The organism is bacterium (assembly GCA_030655055.1).
GTDB lineage: Bacteria > Edwardsbacteria > AC1 > AC1 > EtOH8 > UBA5202.
Genome location: JAURWH010000039.1, coordinates 1 through 18,960 on the forward strand (window position 1 = coordinate 1; position 18,960 = coordinate 18,960).

General features: G+C 55.9%; 16 protein-coding genes. 1 reads left to right on the forward strand and 15 read right to left on the reverse strand.

Annotated features, from left to right (window positions below):
* Positions 1-416: 416 nt before the first annotated feature.
* The 14 genes from Q7U71_01720 to Q7U71_01785 form a co-directional block, all read right to left on the reverse strand.
* Positions 417-1,034 (reverse strand): chemotaxis protein CheC, encoded by a 618-nt coding sequence (locus Q7U71_01720; protein ID MDO9390471.1) that lies wholly within the window; start codon positions 1,032-1,034, stop codon positions 417-419.
* 75 nt (positions 1,035-1,109) lie between these two features.
* The gene (locus Q7U71_01725; protein ID MDO9390472.1) at positions 1,110-1,502 is read right to left on the reverse strand and encodes a RusA family crossover junction endodeoxyribonuclease; all 393 of its coding nucleotides are present in this window, start codon (positions 1,500-1,502) and stop codon (positions 1,110-1,112) included.
* Positions 1,503-1,582: 80 nt separating this feature from the next.
* Positions 1,583-3,079, reverse strand: coding sequence for an SUMF1/EgtB/PvdO family nonheme iron enzyme (locus tag Q7U71_01730; GenBank protein MDO9390473.1), 1,497 nt, complete (start codon positions 3,077-3,079; stop codon positions 1,583-1,585).
* Between the two features lie 33 nt (positions 3,080-3,112).
* Positions 3,113-4,345, reverse strand: coding sequence for an ornithine--oxo-acid transaminase (rocD, locus tag Q7U71_01735; protein MDO9390474.1), 1,233 nt, complete (start codon positions 4,343-4,345; stop codon positions 3,113-3,115).
* A gap of 277 nt (positions 4,346-4,622) precedes the next feature.
* Positions 4,623-5,960, reverse strand: a complete 1,338-nt coding sequence (locus tag Q7U71_01740) for an acetyl ornithine aminotransferase family protein (protein ID MDO9390475.1) — start codon at positions 5,958-5,960, stop codon at positions 4,623-4,625.
* Between the two features lie 425 nt (positions 5,961-6,385).
* Complete coding sequence (locus tag Q7U71_01745; GenBank protein ID MDO9390476.1) at positions 6,386-9,517, reverse strand: PAS domain S-box protein; 3,132 nt, start codon at positions 9,515-9,517, stop codon at positions 6,386-6,388.
* A gap of 334 nt (positions 9,518-9,851) precedes the next feature.
* Entirely contained in the window at positions 9,852-11,237 is a 1,386-nt protein-coding gene (gene lpdA / locus Q7U71_01750; GenBank protein MDO9390477.1) for a dihydrolipoyl dehydrogenase, read from the reverse strand.
* Positions 11,238-11,270: 33 nt separating this feature from the next.
* The gene (locus Q7U71_01755) at positions 11,271-11,519 is read right to left on the reverse strand and encodes a hypothetical protein (GenBank protein ID MDO9390478.1); all 249 of its coding nucleotides are present in this window, start codon (positions 11,517-11,519) and stop codon (positions 11,271-11,273) included.
* 67 nt (positions 11,520-11,586) lie between these two features.
* Positions 11,587-12,219: a redox-sensing transcriptional repressor Rex gene (locus Q7U71_01760; GenBank protein ID MDO9390479.1), complete on the reverse strand. Its 633-nt coding sequence runs from the start codon at positions 12,217-12,219 to the stop codon at positions 11,587-11,589.
* A 58-nt stretch (positions 12,220-12,277) separates the two neighbouring features.
* Positions 12,278-13,681 carry an FAD-linked oxidase C-terminal domain-containing protein gene (locus Q7U71_01765; protein ID MDO9390480.1) on the reverse strand — a complete coding sequence of 468 codons (1,404 nt, stop codon included), beginning with the start codon at positions 13,679-13,681 and terminating at the stop codon, positions 12,278-12,280.
* A 31-nt stretch (positions 13,682-13,712) separates the two neighbouring features.
* Positions 13,713-14,714, reverse strand: coding sequence for an asparaginase (locus Q7U71_01770; protein MDO9390481.1), 1,002 nt, complete (start codon positions 14,712-14,714; stop codon positions 13,713-13,715).
* Positions 14,701-15,228 (reverse strand): hypothetical protein, encoded by a 528-nt coding sequence (locus Q7U71_01775; GenBank protein ID MDO9390482.1) that lies wholly within the window; start codon positions 15,226-15,228, stop codon positions 14,701-14,703. Before Q7U71_01775 ends, Q7U71_01770 begins: the two co-directional genes overlap by 14 nt.
* 68 nt (positions 15,229-15,296) lie before the next feature.
* Positions 15,297-15,620 carry a hypothetical protein gene (locus Q7U71_01780; protein ID MDO9390483.1) on the reverse strand — a complete coding sequence of 108 codons (324 nt, stop codon included), beginning with the start codon at positions 15,618-15,620 and terminating at the stop codon, positions 15,297-15,299.
* 136 nt (positions 15,621-15,756) lie between these two features.
* On the reverse strand, positions 15,757-17,007 hold the full coding sequence (locus Q7U71_01785; GenBank protein MDO9390484.1) for an MFS transporter: 1,251 nt from the start codon (positions 17,005-17,007) through the stop codon (positions 15,757-15,759).
* Positions 17,008-17,152: 145 nt separating this feature from the next.
* Here Q7U71_01785 and Q7U71_01790 point away from each other — a divergent pair, with 145 nt between their 5' ends.
* Positions 17,153-17,869, forward strand: a complete 717-nt coding sequence (locus Q7U71_01790; GenBank protein ID MDO9390485.1) for a hypothetical protein — start codon at positions 17,153-17,155, stop codon at positions 17,867-17,869.
* 123 nt (positions 17,870-17,992) lie between these two features.
* Here the strand turns inward: Q7U71_01790 and Q7U71_01795 are convergent.
* A partial coding sequence (locus Q7U71_01795; GenBank protein ID MDO9390486.1) for a Glu/Leu/Phe/Val dehydrogenase occupies positions 17,993-18,960 on the reverse strand: 968 nt, incomplete at its 5' end.

Here is an 18,960-nt window from a genome sequence, read left to right on the forward strand (position 1 = left end):
ATCCTGTCATTCTCTATTTCCAGGCAGATCTCCTTCTTGATCCCGCATTGCTCCAGCACCAATTTGGGTATGCGGATCCCCCTGGAATTTCCGATGGTGATTATTTCCGCTTTCATTTGTTCTCCTTGCAATGTAATTACAATGTAATTATAATGTAATTACAATTATTTGTCAAGGCCTTAACTTTGCGAATTCAAGGTTGGCTTCTCTCCCTTTCTTTTAACCCATCCCCTTTCCCCTTCCCTCAAGGGAAGGGGCGGGGGTTAGGTTAAAGCTTCGTTCCTGGCATTGAATATGTATTTTTCTGTTTTTAAGCATCACACCACACGCAAAAACCCCGGCCTTTCCAGTTCCGGGGCCTGACTTTGAACATATTTTTGTGCGCTTTGTGCCTTTTGTGGTTGAATGGTTCTCCATCAGGCCACCTTCAGTATCTCCAGCATCTTCCTCAGCGACTCCGCCTCCGGCATCATCATGAAGAACCCGCTGAAGCCGTGCTCCTTTTCCCCGAAGCTGAACTTGTTCTGAACGTAGGCCACCAGGCCGGCTTCGGTCCGCTCGGCCAGGATCTTTCCCAGAATGTTCTTCATCACCCCCGACAGCATCAGCGGAGTGGAGGGCACCGTCATCAGGTTCAGCATGTCCTCCAGGGCGTTGAGGTAGGCGCTGTTCATGATCTCGGAGATCTCCCGGTGGATCTGGCCGAAGTTGAACTCCGCCGATTTACGGGCCTGCGGCATGTGCTGCCAGCACAGCTCGGCGAAACCCTTGGCCTTGTCGCCCGGCATCAGCCAGACCGTGGCCCCGGAGACGTCCCCGGCAAAGATGTTGACCAGGCTCAAGACCGGGATGCCCGGCTTGGCCAGCGCGTCCAGCACTTCATCCACCGGCTTGATCCCGATCATCGGCACCGAGACCATCACCTTAAGCCCCAATACCTCGGCCAGGGTGGTGGCCGCCTGGCCCGACCCGATGTTGAACACCTCTTTTAAGGCGTCCTGCTGGACCGGGGAGAGTTGTTGGAGGGTGGACATACTTTTAAAATTACCACAATAAGTTGTAAAATACAAGCATAAAAAGCCCCGTATAAATGGGGCTTTTATATTAACCTAAACACTTACAGTCACAATATAATGCGGTTTTTCATCTGTTGATTTTATTACTGCTTCAATGTTTATTATTTGTGAATCATCTTTATAGAATACTGGTTTTAACTCATCCACTGAATATTTCTTCCTCGTTTTTGGGGTTACATTTTTATGAGGTTCTTGCAAAGCATCGCAAATACCAGAAATCATATTGTCAAGATCACCCTGCTTGTCTTGTTCATTTATAAAAATAGTTACTTTTAATTTGACCCTCTGCAACAATGGTCCCGCATAAGCATTTTTTGCAGCGTTTTTTAAGGCTTTGATTTGTTCAACATTCGTAGCCCACATTGATTTTTCGCTTTTCTTAATTGGTGGTAAACCCTTTACCTTAAAAATATATGGTTTTGCCATTTTGTTCCCTTTCATAATTTTTTAGTCAACATTGTTTCAATTATATGACTAAATACTTTATATTCCGGTGCAATATCTGGTTATTGCTTGGCAACACGAAAACCGTAGTAGTTGTTCCTGTAGTCCGGGCCATCATTGCCCCTATAGGCAATGCGGTATTTGCCGGCACTGAGGTTGTACCCGTCACCACGGATCACACGAGAAGAACCGGTGATTGGCCCAGTGGGGTTGCTGCTGGGACTTGTGCTATAGTATGTGCTGCTATACCAGTCATTGCACCATTCCCAAATGTTGCCGGCCATATCATAAACCCCATAGGGACTTGTGCCGGTTGAAAAGAAGCCCACCGGCGAACTATAGGTAAATGTGTCGGGAGAAGTATTATAATAACTATTGCATTTGGAGGCGTCCCAGGTAGAACCCCAGGGATAATAGCGAGCATCGGTTTCACGGGCCGCTTTTTCCCATTGGGCCTCGGTAGGGAGATGGCCAATAGCCCACTGACAGAAGGCATAGGCCTCATACCAACTTATTCCTCCTACTGGATGATTGGGAAATGCCGATCCGCTGTTATATGACCCAGATGTCCAATATGCGGGTTCAATAATGCTGTTATTTGTTCTCCATGTCCAACCGTCGGTGGTCCAGTAGTTGCTATTGGTATAACCACCAGCATCCATAAAAGCCTTATATTGGCTGTTAGTTATTTCGTATTTGCTTATCTGATAAGCGTCAAGGTAAACCGTATGCTGGGGTTTTTCATCGGTGAGGGCATCCGGGTCTGTGTTCAAACTACCCATATTAAAGTTACCGGCAGGGATTGTAATCCATACTATTGGTTCAGCAACGGTTGTAAAATTCCATACTGGGCCAATAGTTGTAGCCCCGTGGTTGTCCTTTGCGATTATTTTCCAGTAATATATGGAGCTATATGCCAAACCACTCTGTGCAAAACTATCTGCAATTTGTTCAATGGAAATTAAAGTTATGGGCGGGTTAGTTGTACCAAAATATATATCGTATTTTAAAGTATCCCCATAATTGGAATCGGTGCAAAGCCACTTCAAGGTAGGCGTAATGGAAATCCCTGTTGCAGTGTTGGCCGGGAATAGATTACTTGGAGCATTGGGCGGGTTATTGCCGGGCACAGTGTCAGCCAATGTTATATTGCCAAAAGTCACATTCCCTGCTGACACTGTTACGTTTATCGTATTATTGTTGTACCCGCTTTTGCTGGCCGTTACAGCATACGCGCCCGCTGCTACGCCTGTTATTGCGTACTGCCCATTGCTATCGCTGGTTGCAGTGCTGGTAGCGGGCGTTGTTACGATTGTCGCGCCGGCAATGGCCGTGCTATCAGCTAATTTGCTGACAGTACCGCTTATCGTGCCGGTTGTGGCAGTGCTGGCTGGATTTTTGCTGCACCCAATAAATATTGCGGCAACTACAATAAGCAAGACAATAATGTTTTTCACCTTTATACCTCCGTTATTATTGTATGTATATTCTATGCTTTTTAGAGAGTTTAAGTCAAGCATTTTTTGCCCCAAACAAAAGAAAAAGCCCGGCCTTTTCAAGGTCCGGGCTTCTTGATCTATTATGGTTTTGCCTTAGTGCGCCGGGTTCTTGGCCACCGGCACGTCCAGCTCCAGCGCCTTGGCTATCAGCTTGACCGCCCAGTCCACTTCCTTCTTGGTGATCACCAACGGCGGGGCAAAGCGGATGGTCTGGGAGTGGGTGTCCTTGGCCAGCATCCCCAGCTTCATCATCCGTTCGCAGTAGGGACGGGCCTTGCCGGCCTCGACCTTCAGCTCCACCCCGGTCAGCAGGCCCAGGCCGCGGACCTCTTTGATCTTGTTGGTCTTTAGAGCCTTGATCTGCTTGCGGAAATAATCTCCCATCTCCCGGGCCTTCTTGTCCAGGGCCTGTTTCTTCAGAACGTCCAGGGCCGCAGTGCCGATGGCGCAGGCCAGCGGGTTGCCGCCGAAGGTGCTGCCGTGCTGTCCGGGCTTGATCACGTCCATCACGTTCCAGCGGGTCAGCACCGCCGAGACCGGGTAGATCCCTCCGCCCAGGGCCTTGCCCACTATCATCACATCCGGCTTGGCGTTCTCGTGCTGCCAGCAGAAGGGTTTGCCCGTGCGGCAGAACCCGGTCTGGACCTCGTCCAGGATGAAGAGGATGTTGTGGCGCCGGCAGATCTCCTTGCACTTGGTCAGGTAGCCTTTGTCGGGGACGATGACGCCGGCCTCGCCCTGGATCGGCTCCACCATGAAGGCCACGGTGTTAAGGGTGATGGCCTTCTCCATCTCCTCGGGGCTGTTGTAGGGGACTATCTTAAAGCCCGGGGTGGCCGGCCCGAATCCCTCGTAGGCGTCGGGGTCGGTGGAGAAGCCCACGATGGTGGTGGTCCGCCCGTGGAAGTTCTCGGCGCAGACTATGATCTCGGCCTGGTTCCGGGTGATCTTCTTCTTTTCGTAGCCCCACTTGCGGGCCAGCTTGATGGCGGTCTCCACCGCCTCGGCCCCGGTGTTCATGGGCAGGGCAGCTTCCATCTGGGAGAACTGGCAGAGCTTCCTCAGGAACGGCCCCAGCTGGTCGTTGTGAAAGGCCCGGCTGGTAAGGGTCAGGCGGCCGGCCTGCTTGGTCATGGCCTTGATGATGGCCGGGTGCCGGTGGCCCTGGTTAACCGCCGAATAGGCGGAAAGCATGTCTAAATATTTCTTTCCTTCCACGTCCCAGACCCAGATCCCCTGGGCCTTGCTGATCACCACCGGCAGCGGATGGTAATTGTGGGCTCCGTATTTCTCGGTCATCCGGATCATATCCTTGCTTTTGGACATATCGCCGCTCCTATATTTATATGATTTAAGTTCTTCGTCTTGGTGGTTACAATAGCACTTGCTTCCACTGTAACGTCACTGCTGTAAGGTCACTGCGAGTTCTGCATGTATGCCGGCAAATGAAGCAGTCCAACAAAATTCAAGCGATTGCTTCACTTCAACTGCAAAGCACGGGGCAAATTTCAGTGCAGGCATCTGCAATGCTTGGAGCCGATTCGCAATGACGGTTTGGTGCCGGAGTTTACCTTGATGAATAGAAGAGCGCATCTGTGGCGAGTTACTTCCCGGCCACTTTCTTGATGCACTGTTCCATGATCTCCATCCCCACCTTGGCCTCTTCTTTGGTAATGATCAGCGGCGGGCAGATCCTGAGGGTGTTGGTGCCGCAGCCCAGCATCAGCAGTCCGCGCTTGAAGGCCTCCTGGATGACGGCCTCCATCTTGTCGTGGGACTTGACCTTGGTCTTCTTGCTTTCCACCATCTCCACCCCTATCATCAGGCCCTGGCCCCGCACGTCGCCGATGATGTCGTATTTCTTCTGCATCTTCTTGAACTCGGCCATCATGTAGGCGCCGACGGTGGTGGCGTTCTTCATCAGGCCGCCCTGGATCAGGTCAAAGGTGGCGATGCCGGCGGCGCAGCAGACCGGGTTCCCGCTGAAGGTGTTGCCGTGGCTGCCCGGTTTCCAGTTCATCACTGCGGCCGAGGCGATGATGGCCCCCATCGGCATGCCGCTGGCTATGCCCTTGGCCACGGTGATGATGTCCGGCCTCACCTTGCAGTGCTCGACGGCGAACCATTTTCCGGTCCGGCCCATGCCCGACTGGATCTCGTCGGCTATCAGCAGGATCCCGTGCTTGTCGCACAGCTTGCGGATGGCCTGCATGGCCGCCACCGGCGGCACCACGTATCCGCCCTCGCCCTGGATGGGCTCGATGATCAGCCCGGCCACTTCCTCCGGGGGCAGGAAGGTCTTAAGGACGGTGTCCTCTATGTACTTGACGCATTCCAGGCTGCAGCCGGGATAGGTCTTGTTGAATACGCAGTGATAGCAGTTGGGATAGGGGACGTGGGTGACCCCGGGCATGGTGGGAAAGAACCCCTTCTTCTGGGTGGGTTTGGATCCGGTGCAGGAGACCGCCCCCATGGTCCGCCCGTGGAAGGCCCCGATGAAGGAGATGAACTGGGGCCGGCCGGTGTGGTAGCGGGCCAGTTTCAGCGCGCCCTCCACCGCCTCGGCGCCGGAGTTGCAGAAGAACACCCGGTTGTCCTTGCCGGTGGGCGAGATGGAATTGAGCCGCTCGGCCAGGGCCACTTCGGGCTCGTAGTAAAAATCGGTGCCGGAATAGTGGATGAACTTCTCGGCCTGGCGCTGAATGGCTTCCACCACCTTGGGATGGCTGTGACCGGTGGAGTTGACCGCGATCCCGGCGCAGAAGTCCAGCATCACGTTGCCGTCCACGTCGGTCAGCCAGACCCCCTGGCCCCGGTCGATCACCGCCGGATAGTCGCGGGTGTAGGAGGGCGAAAGCGAGCACTGGTCGCGCTTGACTATGGCCTTGGCCTTGGGTCCCGGCAGGGCGGTTTTAAAGATCGGCCTTTTGATGGAAGACATGGCGGCTACCTCCTGATTTTATTTGTAATTTTACCTGCTGTTCCAAAGTCTGCTAAAACATATCATTTTATCATATTTCACCGGCAAAATCAACCAATCATTCGGGTTTCTGCTTCTCAGACTGACGTGGGAAATGGCATGAAAACTGCATAATTGGCAGAAAGCCGGAATAAAATTGCCACGGCCTTTAGGCCGTGGCAATGGAAAACCAGAAAGATCAGGGCTTTAGCCCAAGGGGTAAGAGGGTTAAAACCCTAAGGTTCATTTCCTGATCCTACACCACGAGCTAAAGCTCGTGGCAATTTAAAAATTGAGAAGGAATAACGGACTTGACCCTGAGCAGCTTTCCGTTTGCCGGGCAAAAGAACAAGCCGCCCATCCTTGCTGGGCGGCTTTCCCGGAAATATCGTCTTGATTTTTTCCGGTCACTTGGTCTTGGTCGCCGGCTGGTCCTTCCATTTGTGGGCCAGTTTCAGGAAACGGTCGACCAGGTCCGGGTCGAACTGCTTTCCCGATTCCTTCTTGATCTCATCCACCGCCTGCTGGTGGCTCATGGCCTTGGCATGGGGCCGGTCTTGGCGCATGGCGGTATAGGCCGCGGCCAGGGCCACTATCCTTGATTCCAGCGGGATCTCCTGGCCCTTAAGCCCCTGGGGGTATCCCTGGCCGTCCCAGCGTTCATGGTGCTTGAGGATCCATTCGGCCTGGGGCATCAGGTGCGGGGTGGCCAGGACGATATGATACCCGATCTCGCAGTGCCGCTTCATCTCCTCTTCCTCGGTCCGGTCCAATTGCCCGGCCTTCAGCAGGATCCTGTCTGCCACCAGCACGTTGCCAATGTCGTGATACCGGGCCAGCAGATCCATCTCCGGGATGGAATTACCCTTAAGCCCGGCCGCCCGGGCCAGGTCCTTCATCAGGTCCCCCATCCGGCCTATCTGTTCCTCGCTGATCAGGTTCTTTTTCTGCAGGGCCTGGATGAAATTCTTGACCATCAGGTCATGGTTCTTGACCTTCTCCCGGTACATCTCGTCATCGGCGGTGTGGAAAAGCCGGTTGGCGTCCAGATCCTTGACCGGCCGCACCACCCAGCCCAAAGAAATGCTCAAGGGCAGTTCGGGATTCTGGCTGTTGTAGGCGGCGGTGACCTCCCGGATCCTGGCGCAGACCTGTTCTATGGCCTCCACGGTGCAGTTGGGCAGGATGGCTGCAAACTCATCGCCCCCGATCCGGGCCACCACGTCGCCCTGGCGGCAGGCGTCGGTGATGATCCCGGCTATCACCACCAGCAGGCCGTCCCCGGTCTTGTGCCCCATGGTGTCGTTGACCAGTTTCAGGCCGTCCACGTCGCTGATCAGCAGGCCCACCGTATCCAGCCGGGCCTTGGACAGGCGCTGCATCTCCTCCTCGAAATAGGCCCGGTTGTACAATCCGGTCAGGGAGTCGTGGAATGAAAGGAACATCAGCTGTTCTTCGTTGTTCACCCGCTCGGTGATGTCCCGGATGATGGCGGTATGGATCTTCTGCCCCCCCACCGTAACAGTCGAGATCGCCCATTCCATGGGGATCTCCCGGCCGCTTTGATGCAGCCCCTTAAGGCTGTTGGCTTCCGCCCGGCTCCCCGGCTCCTTCCCGATCAGCTGCCTGAAGGTCTGCTTGTCCGGCCTGCGGAAACGCTCGGGGATCAGCATGTCCGAGTCAAGCCCCAGGGCCTGGGCCGCGGTATAACCGAAGATCTTTTCGGCCGCCTTGTTCCAGAATATTATCTTGTCCTGCTGGTTGATGCTGATGATGGCGTCGGCCGCCGAATCGGCCAGCAGGCGGAAACGCTCCTCGCTGTATTTCACCGATTCCACCGCCGCCTGCTGGGCGGTGACATCCTCGGAGATGGCCAGCACCCCCCAGTTCATGGAGTAGACCCTGGCCCTTAGATACTGGCCCCGGATCAGGCCTTCGGAGGTCTGGTCCTGCCCGGTTTCTATGGCCTTAAGATAGGCGGCGTAGGACTGGGTCTTGGCGAAATTGGGGAAAAGCTCCGCCAGCTTGCGGCCTTCCAGTTCCGGGATCGGCCGGCCCACGAAATCAGAGTAGGCCTGGTTGCAGTAATAGATGCTCAGGTCCTTTTTAAGGGCCAGCACCGGTGACTGGATGCTGTTCAGCAGCCGGCGGTGCTTTTCCTCGCTTTCCCGGACCGTCTGTTCCATCCGGTAACGGCTGGTGATGTCCCGGACGTTGAGCACTATCCCGCTGATGGCCGGGTCATCCAAAAGGTTGTTGGCCAGGGCCTCCACAAAGATCCATGACCCCTGTTTGCTTTTTATCCGCATTTCCAGGGCCGGGGCCGGGCCCGGCTGCTTGAGATAGGTCTTGAATGCCTTTTCCGCGGCCGGCTGATCATCGGGATGGACATAGTCAAATACCGGCCGGCCCTTGTTCTCCTGAAAACGGAATCCGGTGATGGCATCCACCGAAGGGCTCTGGTAACGGATGGTGCCGTCGGCGTCCAGCACCAGGATCATGTCGCTGACGTTCTTGATCAGCATCCGGTAATGGTTCTCGCTGCGCCGCAGCAGGTCCTCTATCGCCTTCTTCTGGGTGATGTCCCGGAAGACGCCCAGCGCCCCTTTGACTTTTCCGTGATGGTACTGCGGGGTCAGGTTGCCCTCGGCCACTATCTCCCGGCCGTCGGCCGCCACAAAGGTCATCTCCAGATTGTGCCAGGTGACCCCGGTCATCACCCTTAAAAAAGCCTGGCGGCAGACCTGCCTGGAATCGGCGTCCACCGTGTCGCAGAAAAGCAGGTCCCGGTTCTGGTCCCAGCTGTAACCCATGGCCGCCAGCCAGGCCTGGTTGACGAAAGTGATCCGCCCCTCCGGAGACAGGCTGATGATCATCTCGTGGGCGCTCTCCACCAGCTGGCGGTACTGCTGCTCGCTTTCCTGCAGGTCCTGCTCGATCTGCCTGCGGTCGGAGATGTCCTGGCAGGTGGTGACGATGGCCGCCGGCCGGCCCAGGCTGTCAATGATCAGGTCGGACATCAACAGCACCGGAAACTGCTTTCCCTCTTTGGTAAGGTTAAAGCTCTCCCGTTTCCAGCGCTTGAGTTTCTGAAGCTCGTCCAGGCTTAAGGGGTGCCGTTGCTCCGGAGAGGTGAACAGCCCGATGTCCTTTCCGGTCAATTCCTGCGGCTGGTATCCGTGCATCAGGGCCTCGGCCGGGTTGACGTAAATGATCTTTCCGGTCAGGTCGGAGACGGTGACCCCCAGCTGCATGTCCTCCACCGTCCGCTTTAAGGCCGGCAGGCTGATCTCCAGGTTCTCGTCCCAGAAATGATCCGGGTCCTGGGGCAGGGGATTTTTAAGGTGCCGGTAAAGCAGGACTGCGGCCGCCGTCAGAAAGGCTGCCCAGCTGAGGGCTGAAAGCAGAAACAGCCTCTCCGGGCTGCTCTCCAGCCGGGGCAGGACCAGCTCGGTGAACAGCAGAAAGGCCAGGCCCAGCATAAGGTGGATGGCCGCCAGACGGATCAGGCGTTTTTTATTTTGTTCGTTCTGGGTCATATAATATTTTGAATTTGGAGATTTACAATTCCCTGAACACAAAAACAGGAGAGCCGCTTTAGCCCCGGTCTCTTTTTACTTCAGATGACTAGGTGGTGTATGCGCCGCTCTCCTGTTGTCTTTGTGCAAGGGATGATCACAAACAGGCCGTTATGTTTATATTCCATCAGGTTATGTGATTATGATAATACCAAAATCAGGCGGTGTCAAGCTATTTGTTGAAATATATTTATAGCTGGTTAGGATTTGGATGGAACTATGGTTTATTTGAACTTATATTTTTATTTCATGGTAAATCATGTTAATCCTGTCTGGCCTAAAATGAAATAGTCCCTCACGGCAAATGTATGGCCCGGCCCAGGGCCTGCAGGGCGGCCTCCCGCACCGACTCGTGCAGGGTGGGGTGGGCGTGGATGGCGGAGATCAGTTCCTCCAGTTTGAGTTTGGAGCTTACCGATAGCGAAAGCTCGGCGATCAGCTCGGTGGCCTGGGGCCCGGCGATCACCCCGCCGATTATCTCGTGGGAGAGTTTGTCGGCGATGATCTTGACGAAGCCTTCGGGCTGACCCAGGCAGCCGGCCTTGCCGCTGGCCGAGAAGGGGAACTTGCCTACCAGGATATCCTCCTTGTTCTCCGGCCGTTCCAGGATCCCCACCGAGGCGATCTCGGGATGGGTGTACACACAGCGGGGAACGGCGGCATAGTCTAGCCCGGCCGAATGCCCCATCATGTTCTCCACCGCCGCCTCGGCCTCGGCCGAGGCCACGTGGGCCAGCAGCCAGCCCCCGGTGCAGTCCCCGGCGGCGTAGATACCGGTGACGATGGTCTCCATCCTGGCGTCCACTTTGATGAAATTACGCTCGATGGCCACCCCGGCCTCCTCCAGCCCTATGTTCTTGATGGAAGCCCGGCGCCCCACGCTCATCAAAACGTTTTGAGCCGGTATCTCCAGCGCCTGCCCGCCTTTCAATTTGACGGTGACCGCCAGGCTGGGCCCGGCCTGCTTGATCTCCTCCACCCTGGCTTCCAGATGGATGTCCACCCCGCGCTTGGCCAGTGCCTGGTGCAGGACCTTGGCCGCCTCGGCGTCCTCACCGGGGATGATCTGGGGCATCATCTCCACTATGGTGACCTTGGAGCCGAAGGTGGAATAAATGTCGGCCATCTCGCAGCCTATCACCCCGCCGCCAATGATCACCAATTCCTTGGAAACCTCGGACAGCGCCAATGCCCCGGTACTGTCCACCACGCCGGGCAGGCCGGCCCCGGGGATGTTGAGAGCGACCGGTTCCGAGCCGGTGGCGATCAGTATCATATCCGGCTCCAATGTCTGATGTTGGCCGGCGCTGCCGGTGACCTGGACCTTTTTACCGGGAAGCAATTTGGCCTGCCCGGCGATCACTTCCACCGACCTGGCTTTAAGCAGCAGCCCCACCCCGGCAGTGGATTTTTTGACCACCCGCTCCTTGCGTTTCTGCACGGCGCCCCAGTCAAAGCTGATATTGTCCGCCTTCAATCCGAACTGCCCGGCCGATTTGAAATGGCTGTAGACCGCGGCCGAGGCCAGCAGGGCCTTGGTGGGTATGCATCCCACGTTAAGGCAGGTGCCGCCCAAAGTTTCCTTTTCGATCAGAGTGACCTTGGCCCCCAGCTGGGCGGCCCGGATGGCCCCCACGTACCCGGCCGGCCCCCCTCCGATCACCACGATGTGCTTTTGCATGCTGTCTGATTCTCCATATTATTTAAATTTACACTATTCTGAGGCTCCGATGGCTTTACCCATAATTGTATATTTATTCTTCTTTCCTTTCGAATCTTTAATCGATACTGTCACATCATTGATTTCTTTTTCACTATATGTATTTCTTGATATATGAAAATGCTGATCGGTCGTATTCAACAGTTCTTTCAAGAGAGATATTACCTGTTTACACTCATTCTTCGTTAAAGACACTTCCAGTTCTTTCCATTTTTTATTTTCTTGGTTTAAGATTATTTCCATTTTATTTCTCCCAAGTTTTTATCTTTGATATAAAATACTCTGTTTATTAGTTGTTTAAGCCCGATGTTTACCTATTAGCCAGGAAATAGCTCAGGGTCTCCAGGTCCACACCCAGATTTACCCGCTTCACCGCCACGTCCTTGGGGACGTTGATCTGCCCGCTGGGAAAGCACAGTATGGCCTTGACCCCGGCCGCCGTCAGGGAATCGGCCGCGGCCTGGGCCGCCTCCGAGGGCACCGCCAGCACTCCCAGTTCTATCCCCAGCCTTTGGACCTCGTGCGGTATCTGGTCCAGCGCCTTTATCACCACTCCGCTCTCTAATTTCTTCCCGATCTTTTTGGGGTCGGAGTCGAACACCGCCGCGATCTTAAAACCCTGGCTGCGCAGCTCCTGGTAGCGGAAGACCGCCATTCCGATGTTGCCGGCCCCCACCAGGGCCATCGTCCAGGCCCGGTCCAGCCCCAGGATCTTCCCGATCTTCTCCCTGAGCTTGATGATGGAATATCCCCGCCCCCGGTGGCCGAAGGTGCCGAAATAGGAGAGGTCCTTGCGCACCTGGAACGGGGCCAGGCCGTAGACCGTGGCGATCTCGCGCGAGGAGATGGTCTCCACGCCCAAAGACTGCAGGCTGGCCAGATGCCGGTGGTACAGGGACAGCCGCCGGATGGCCGATTCGGGTATTTTTATCTTGTCTTTCATGTTTCCTTTTTACTTGTAGGGACACGGCATGCCGTGTCCCTACATTGATTGAATGACCTCACAGAAATATCTTCTCCGGATTCAATATCCCCTCCGGGTCCCAGGCCTTCTTCACCGCTTTCATCATCTCCAGGGCCGCGCCGTTGACCGCCAGCGGCAGATACTTCTTCTTGACGAATCCGATGCCGTGCTCGCCGGAGATGGTCCCGCCCAGCGCCATCACCTCGCGGAACAGCCCGTCCAGCAGGACGGGCAGCATCAGCTCCCAGGCCTCCGGCGCCATCCCCTGCTTCATGATGTTGACATGGACATTGCCGTCACCGATGTGCCCGTAGGAGATGATCTCCGCCCCGTGCTTTTCCGACAGGCCCTTCAGCTTCCGGAACAACGCCGGGATGGCGGCCCGCGGCACCACCACGTCCTCGCGCTCGCGCACCGGGCTCATCTGGGTCAGGGCATCGGCCATGCAGCGCCGCATCTCCCATATCCGGTCGCGCGACGGCCGGTCCTCGGCCACCAGCACATCCAGCGCCCCGAAGTCCGAGACTATTTTGCCTATCTTTTCGTAATCGGCGGTCAGCGCTTTCCGGTCGTCGCCGTCCAACTGGACCAACAAGTGGGCCTCGGCCTCGCGGAACGGCGCCCGTTTTTCCAGGAATTTTTCCGCCGCCAGCACCGCCTTCTGCTCCATGAATTCCATGGTGGCCGGGATGATCCGGCCCTTGATCACCGCGGTGCAGGCCCGCACGGCGTCTTCGATGGAGGAGAAGGGGATCATCAGGTCAACCGCCAGCGGCGGCTTGGGCACCAGGCGCAGGGTGATCTCGGTGACCACCGCCAGCGTCCCCTCCGACCCGCAGATCAGGTGCATCAGGTCGTAGCCCGAAACGTTCTTGATGGTCTTGCCCCCCAGCCGGGAGACCTCCCCGTTGGGCCAGACCACCTCCAGCCCGCACAGGTAGTGCCGGGTGACCCCGTACTTGAAGGCTCTTGGGCCGCCTGCATTCTCGGCGATGTTGCCCCCGATGGAGCAGGACTCCAGGCTGGCCGGGTCCGGGGGGTAGAACAGCCCCTTCTCCTCCGCCGCCAGTTGCAGGGTTTGGGTGATCACCGCCGGCTGGGTGACCGCCATCAGGTTCTCTTCGTCTATCTCCAGTATCTGGTTCAGCCGCTCCAGCGAAAGCACAATGCCGCCGCAGACCGGCAGGGCTCCGCCGGAAAGTCCGGTGCCGGCCCCCCGGGGAGTGACCGGGATCTTTTCGGAACTGGCCAGTTTCATTATGGCCGAGACCTCCGCCGTGCCGGCCGGCTTGACCACCGCCGCCGGCATGAACTTGTGGTTCAGGGTCTCGTCGTGGGAATAGGGCTCCTTGTCGTCGTCCAGGGTTATCAGGTATTTCTCCCCGACGATGGCCTTCAACTTTCCTATGATCTCAGGATTCAGGGTAAGATGATTTTTCATTTAAATCCGGGATAAAGTTGTTTTACGCTGGTTATTTACTGCACCCATATTCCAAGCACTCGAAAGCTTGTTTTATTTGTTCGATGGACAACCCCTGCCCCAGCAGGATCATCAGCTTGATCCGGGCCTTCTGTCCCGGAAGGTGCCCGCCCAGGATCACGCCCAGTTTTCTCAGCTGGGCCCCCCCGCCCTGGTAGGCGTAGGTGTCCAGCACCCGGCCGCCGATGCATCGTGTGCAAAGCACCACCGGCAGGCCTTTTTTTATGGCGTATTCTATCCCCGGCACCACCGAAGGCGGCACGTTGCCCCGGCCCATGCCCTCTATCACCAGGCCGCGGGCGCCGGAGTCAACAGAATACCTGATCAGCTTGTCATCCATGCCCACCGCCATCTTGAACAGGTCCACCCGGGGCTCGATCTTCTTGACCGGATGATATTCCCGGTACAGCGGCTGGCGGTAGAACAGCACCCGGTCCTGGTCCACCCAGCCCAGGGGGCCGAGGTCGGGACTGCGGAAGGTCTCAAAGGAATCGGTGCTGGTCTTGGTGACCTCCCCGGCCGAGTTGATGGTGTTGTTAAGAAAGACCAGAACGCCCTTGCCCTTTGACTGCGGGGACAGGGCGGTGCGCACCGCGCCCATCAGGTTGGAGGGCCCGTCCCAGCCCAGCTCGGTGCAGTCCTTCATGGCGCCAACCACCACCACCGGCTTTTGGGAATTGAGGCACAGGTCCAGAAAGAAGGCCGTTTCCTCCAGGGTGTCGGTGCCGTGGGTGACGATAACGCCTGTCATGTCCTTCTGTAAAAGATATTTTTTGACAACGCCCGACAACTTGAGCATCAGCTCCGGGGTCATGTGAGGCCCGGGATACTGCCCGAAGTCGTGGACCGTGACCGCGGCGATCCCGGCTATCTCCGGCACCTGGCGCAACAGGTCTTTTCCCTTTAGGGCCGGCACCGCCCCGCCCTTCTGCTTGCTGGCTTTCATGGCGATGGTCCCGCCGGTGAAGATGATGGTTATTTTAGGTTTTATCATTTCTCAATATTTTATCTTGCTGTTCCTTCACCGACTTAAGAAAAACAGAATCTTTTATACAACTGTTTGTTGCTTCTTTACGCAACTTATCAAAGTATTGATATAGGTTATCTGCAAAAATAAGTATATTATTTTCTTGGTCCTGCCCTAAACTTTTATTCATAACTTTATCCTGCATTAAAAAATATAGATCAAACATTTTATTGATTTTATCTTCGTCAATACTATAATTATATTTATTAAAAAGTAATTTTCTTACTTCTTCTATATATTGATCTGTATAACGATAATCCTTGTCCTGCATAATATTTGCCATAGTTAAAATTCCTTTATTAGCAACTTCGTCAATTATCGACATTGCTTCATCACGTTTGTTCTCTTTTCTTTTTTCATCTATCTGGTTTTTCATTAATCTAACGGTTATAAAAGTTGCAACGGCAAGTGCTATTGTGGCCCCGGCCGCTATAATTGCAGACCAATCCGTATTGCCAGTAATATATTCAATGATTAACATACTCTTTGCGTCCTTCGCGTCTTAGCGGTTAAATGATTTGTATTTTTCGTGTATTTCGTGGGCAAAGTTCATTCCTTGCCGGGCTTGTCCCCGCCGACCTCCATTTCCTTGGGCCAAAGTTCCTGGGGCAGGCCCAGCCGCTTGACGTACCCCACCAGCTTCACCACCCGGTCGTAGCTGTTGGCCTTGACCTCCTTGAACCGCTTGTTGTAGATATCGTGGGAGCGCTTGGTGTACTGGGCCTCGCTCTCCTCCTTCTGCCTGCGGACGCTGATCTGCTCCAGCGTGGCCACGTTGGCGCTGTAGTCGTAGGTAATATCCAGCAGGGCAAAAAGCTCGTCCTTCAGGTCCTGCCATTCTTCTTTGGTCAAAGGCTTGTTCTGCTCTTCCATTTTCAATCCTGTATTGATTATTTTCTTCCGTGTTTCACTCGTTCAGTGTTTCCGGGCCTGCACGCTGTAGCGCGGAGTTTACACCGATGCAAGAGGTGGCGCGCAAGCGTGGTAAAGAGTTTCTCCTTCCCTGTTATCACATCCCCCAAAGGTCCGGCACCAGTTTATAAATCACCACCGTGGCGCAAAAGCATATCCCCGCCCCCAGCTGCAGGGCGAAGGGCGCGCCCCAGCGCGAGGCCATGGCCCCGGCGATGAAACTGCCGAAGGGCATCATCCCCATGAACATCATGGTGAACACCCCCATCACCCGGCCCCGCATCTGGTCGCTGACCGTGCTCTGGATCATGGTGTTGACCGTGGCCACCTGGCTGACCATGGACAGCCCCACCAGCGGCAGGATGGCCAGGGACAGGATGTAACTGCGGGAAAAGGAAAAGGCCAGCGTGGTCAGGGAAAATATTATTCCGGCCCAGAAGACCAGGGTCCCTTTTCTCTGGATCTGGCTGAAAGCGGCCAGGGTCAGCGATCCCGCCAGTGCCCCCAGTCCGGTGGCGGCCATCAAAAAGCCCAGCCCGCTGGCGCCCTTCTGCAGGATGTCCCGGGCAAAGATGGGCATCAGCACCACATAGGGCATGCCGAAGATGCTGAACAACGCCACGATCAGGATCATGGCCCGCACCGTCTTGTGGTTCCAGACATACCTCAGCCCCTGTTTCATGTCGTCCCAGGGGGAGTCCGATTTTTTCACTGCCGGGGCTTCGATCCGGATAAGATACAACCCCACGATGGCGGCCACGAAGCTAAGGCCGTTCAGAAAGAAGCAGCCGGCGGTGCCGATGACGCCGATCAATATCCCGGCCAGGGCCGGGCCCATGATCCGGGCCCCGTTGAAGATGGTGGAATTGAGGGCGATGGCGTTTAAAAGATCTTTCTTGCCCACCAGTTCTATGAAAAAGGACTGCCGGGCCGGGCCGTCCAGCGCAAAGACCGTCCCGCCCACAGCGGCGATGACCACCACGTACCAGACCTTCAGAACGATGACCCCGGTGTTGTTCAGATGGGTGAGGGCCGCCAGGATGAAGGCCAGGATCATGGCTACGGTCTGGGTAAAAAGCAGTATCCGCCGCTTGTTCACCCGGTCGGCGATGACCCCGCCCGGCAGGGCGAACAGCAGCACCGGCAACGAGCCGATGGCGTTGACCGTCCCCAGCAGAAAGGCCGAATTGGTCAGCTGCAGCACCAGCCAGCCCTGGGCCACGGTCTGCATCCAGGTGCCTATCAGCGAGACGAACTGCCCGGTCCAGAACAGCCGGAAGTTGCGGTGCTTCAGGGCCGAGAAGGTCTGGAGCGTCCGGTTTTTTATGTTCTGCCGGGTTTCATTCATATTCTATTCATGGTTCAATATCTGAGATCCCCGGGGGCTGAGTAGGTCATCGTGACCGTATCGAAGCCCCCAGTCTCCGGGTTGACAAACTGCCGATTGTAGGTTAATATATTAAATATAATACAAAAAATTAAAGATAAAAAACATGAAAAAAGCCTTACTGGTAATTTTCCTTTTGTCCGCCGGTACCGCCCTGGCCCAGCAGACCTGCCCTCAGGGCCTTACCAACGACAGCCTGCCCGGGAAATGCGGGCTTTTCACCGATGCCAATAATGACAGCATCTGCGACCATTCGCAGCCCGCGGCCCAGGAGCAGGAACCCGTAAGCGAAGGGACCTCAACCGATGTGACCGCCCCGGAGGATCCGGCCCCGGAACCGGAAACCGGGAACGCAGGTTACGATGACAACCCCGCCACAGACCCGGTCCGGGACGGGGGTGCAGAAACCGCCGCCGCCAGCCTGGGTAACGAACCGGAGCTGGAACCAGCCCCGGACCCAGAGCCCCACCGGGCTAATTACCATTTTTGGGAGATGCTTATCCTCGTCGGAATTTTGGGACTGGCTACCGAGTTTTTGATCAAGATAAACCCCGAAAGAACCCTTGTTTTACAAGCCGCCTGGAACTGGCTGCTGCTGCTGAGTTTCCTGGGCTCGGCCTTAAGCGGCCTGTACTTCGTCCTGCCATTTGACCAAAGACCGGCCCTGGGCTTCAATTTTTCCTACTGGCACACGGTGGTCAGCATCGCCTTCATTGCCATAGGACTGTATCATACCGTAAGACGTTTTGCCTGCCTGCTGGGCAAGCCCGGACCCTGCCTTAAGAACGGTGCCTGCAAGGAGGCAAAGAAGCGGTCCAAGTAATTAGTATATTCCAAATTTCTTAAAAATACAACCATAATTATAGCCCAGGCCTTAAGGCCTGGGCTATAATTTTACCATGATCTAAAACCCTATTATCTGATCCCTATTCCCAAGTCCCTAAGTTTATACCCATCCTCTGATCTTGCAGGCATCGGCCACCCGCTGAATGGCGATCATGTAAGCCGCGTCGCGCATGTAGACCTTCTTTTCCCGGGCCAAAGCCGAAACCTTCAGGAAGGCGTCGGTCATCTTGGTGTCCAGCTTGGAGAGCACTTCGTCCTTGGTCCAGAAGTAGTTCATGTTGCACTGCACCTGCTCAAAATAGCTGCAGGTCACGCCGCCGGCGTTGGCCAAAAAGTCGGGGATCATGAAGATGCCGCGCTGATGGATGATCTCGTCGGCTTCGGGGGTGGTCGGCCCGTTGGCGCCTTCCACGATCAGCTTGACGTTCTTGCCCATCTTGGGGGCGTTGTCCTTGGTGATCTGGTTCTCCAGGGCGGCCGGAACCAGGATCTCCACGTCCTGCTCGATCCAGGCGTCTCCGGAAAGCACTTCGTAGCCGGCGGCTTTGGCCTTGTCCTTGTTGATCCCGCCAAAACGGTCGGTGAACTTCAGCAGCTCATCGGCGTCGATCCCGGTCTTCTTGAGGAAGGTGTATGATTTCTGGTCGGTCTGATCCCAGCAGGACACGCAGACCGGGGTTCCGCCGTATTCCTTGTACAGTTTGACGGCGTACTGGGAGACGTTGCCGAATCCCTGGAAGGCGGCCTTGGTCTTCTTGATGTCGATGCCCATCTCGCGCAGGGCCTCGCGCATGCAGTAGACCGCGCCGTAGCCGGTGGCTTCGGTCCGGCCCAAGGATCCGCCCACGCCCAGCGGCTTGCCGGTGATCATGCCCGGGAATTTTCCGTTATGGATCCTCTCGTACTCGTCCATCATCCATACCATGTGCTGGCCGTTGGTCATCACGTCGGGGGCCGGAACGTCCTGGACCGGGCCCACGTTGAAGGCCACCTGGCGGATCCATCCGCGGCAGATGCCTTCCTGTTCGCGCTCTGACAGGTGATGCGGGTCGCAGATCACTCCGCCCT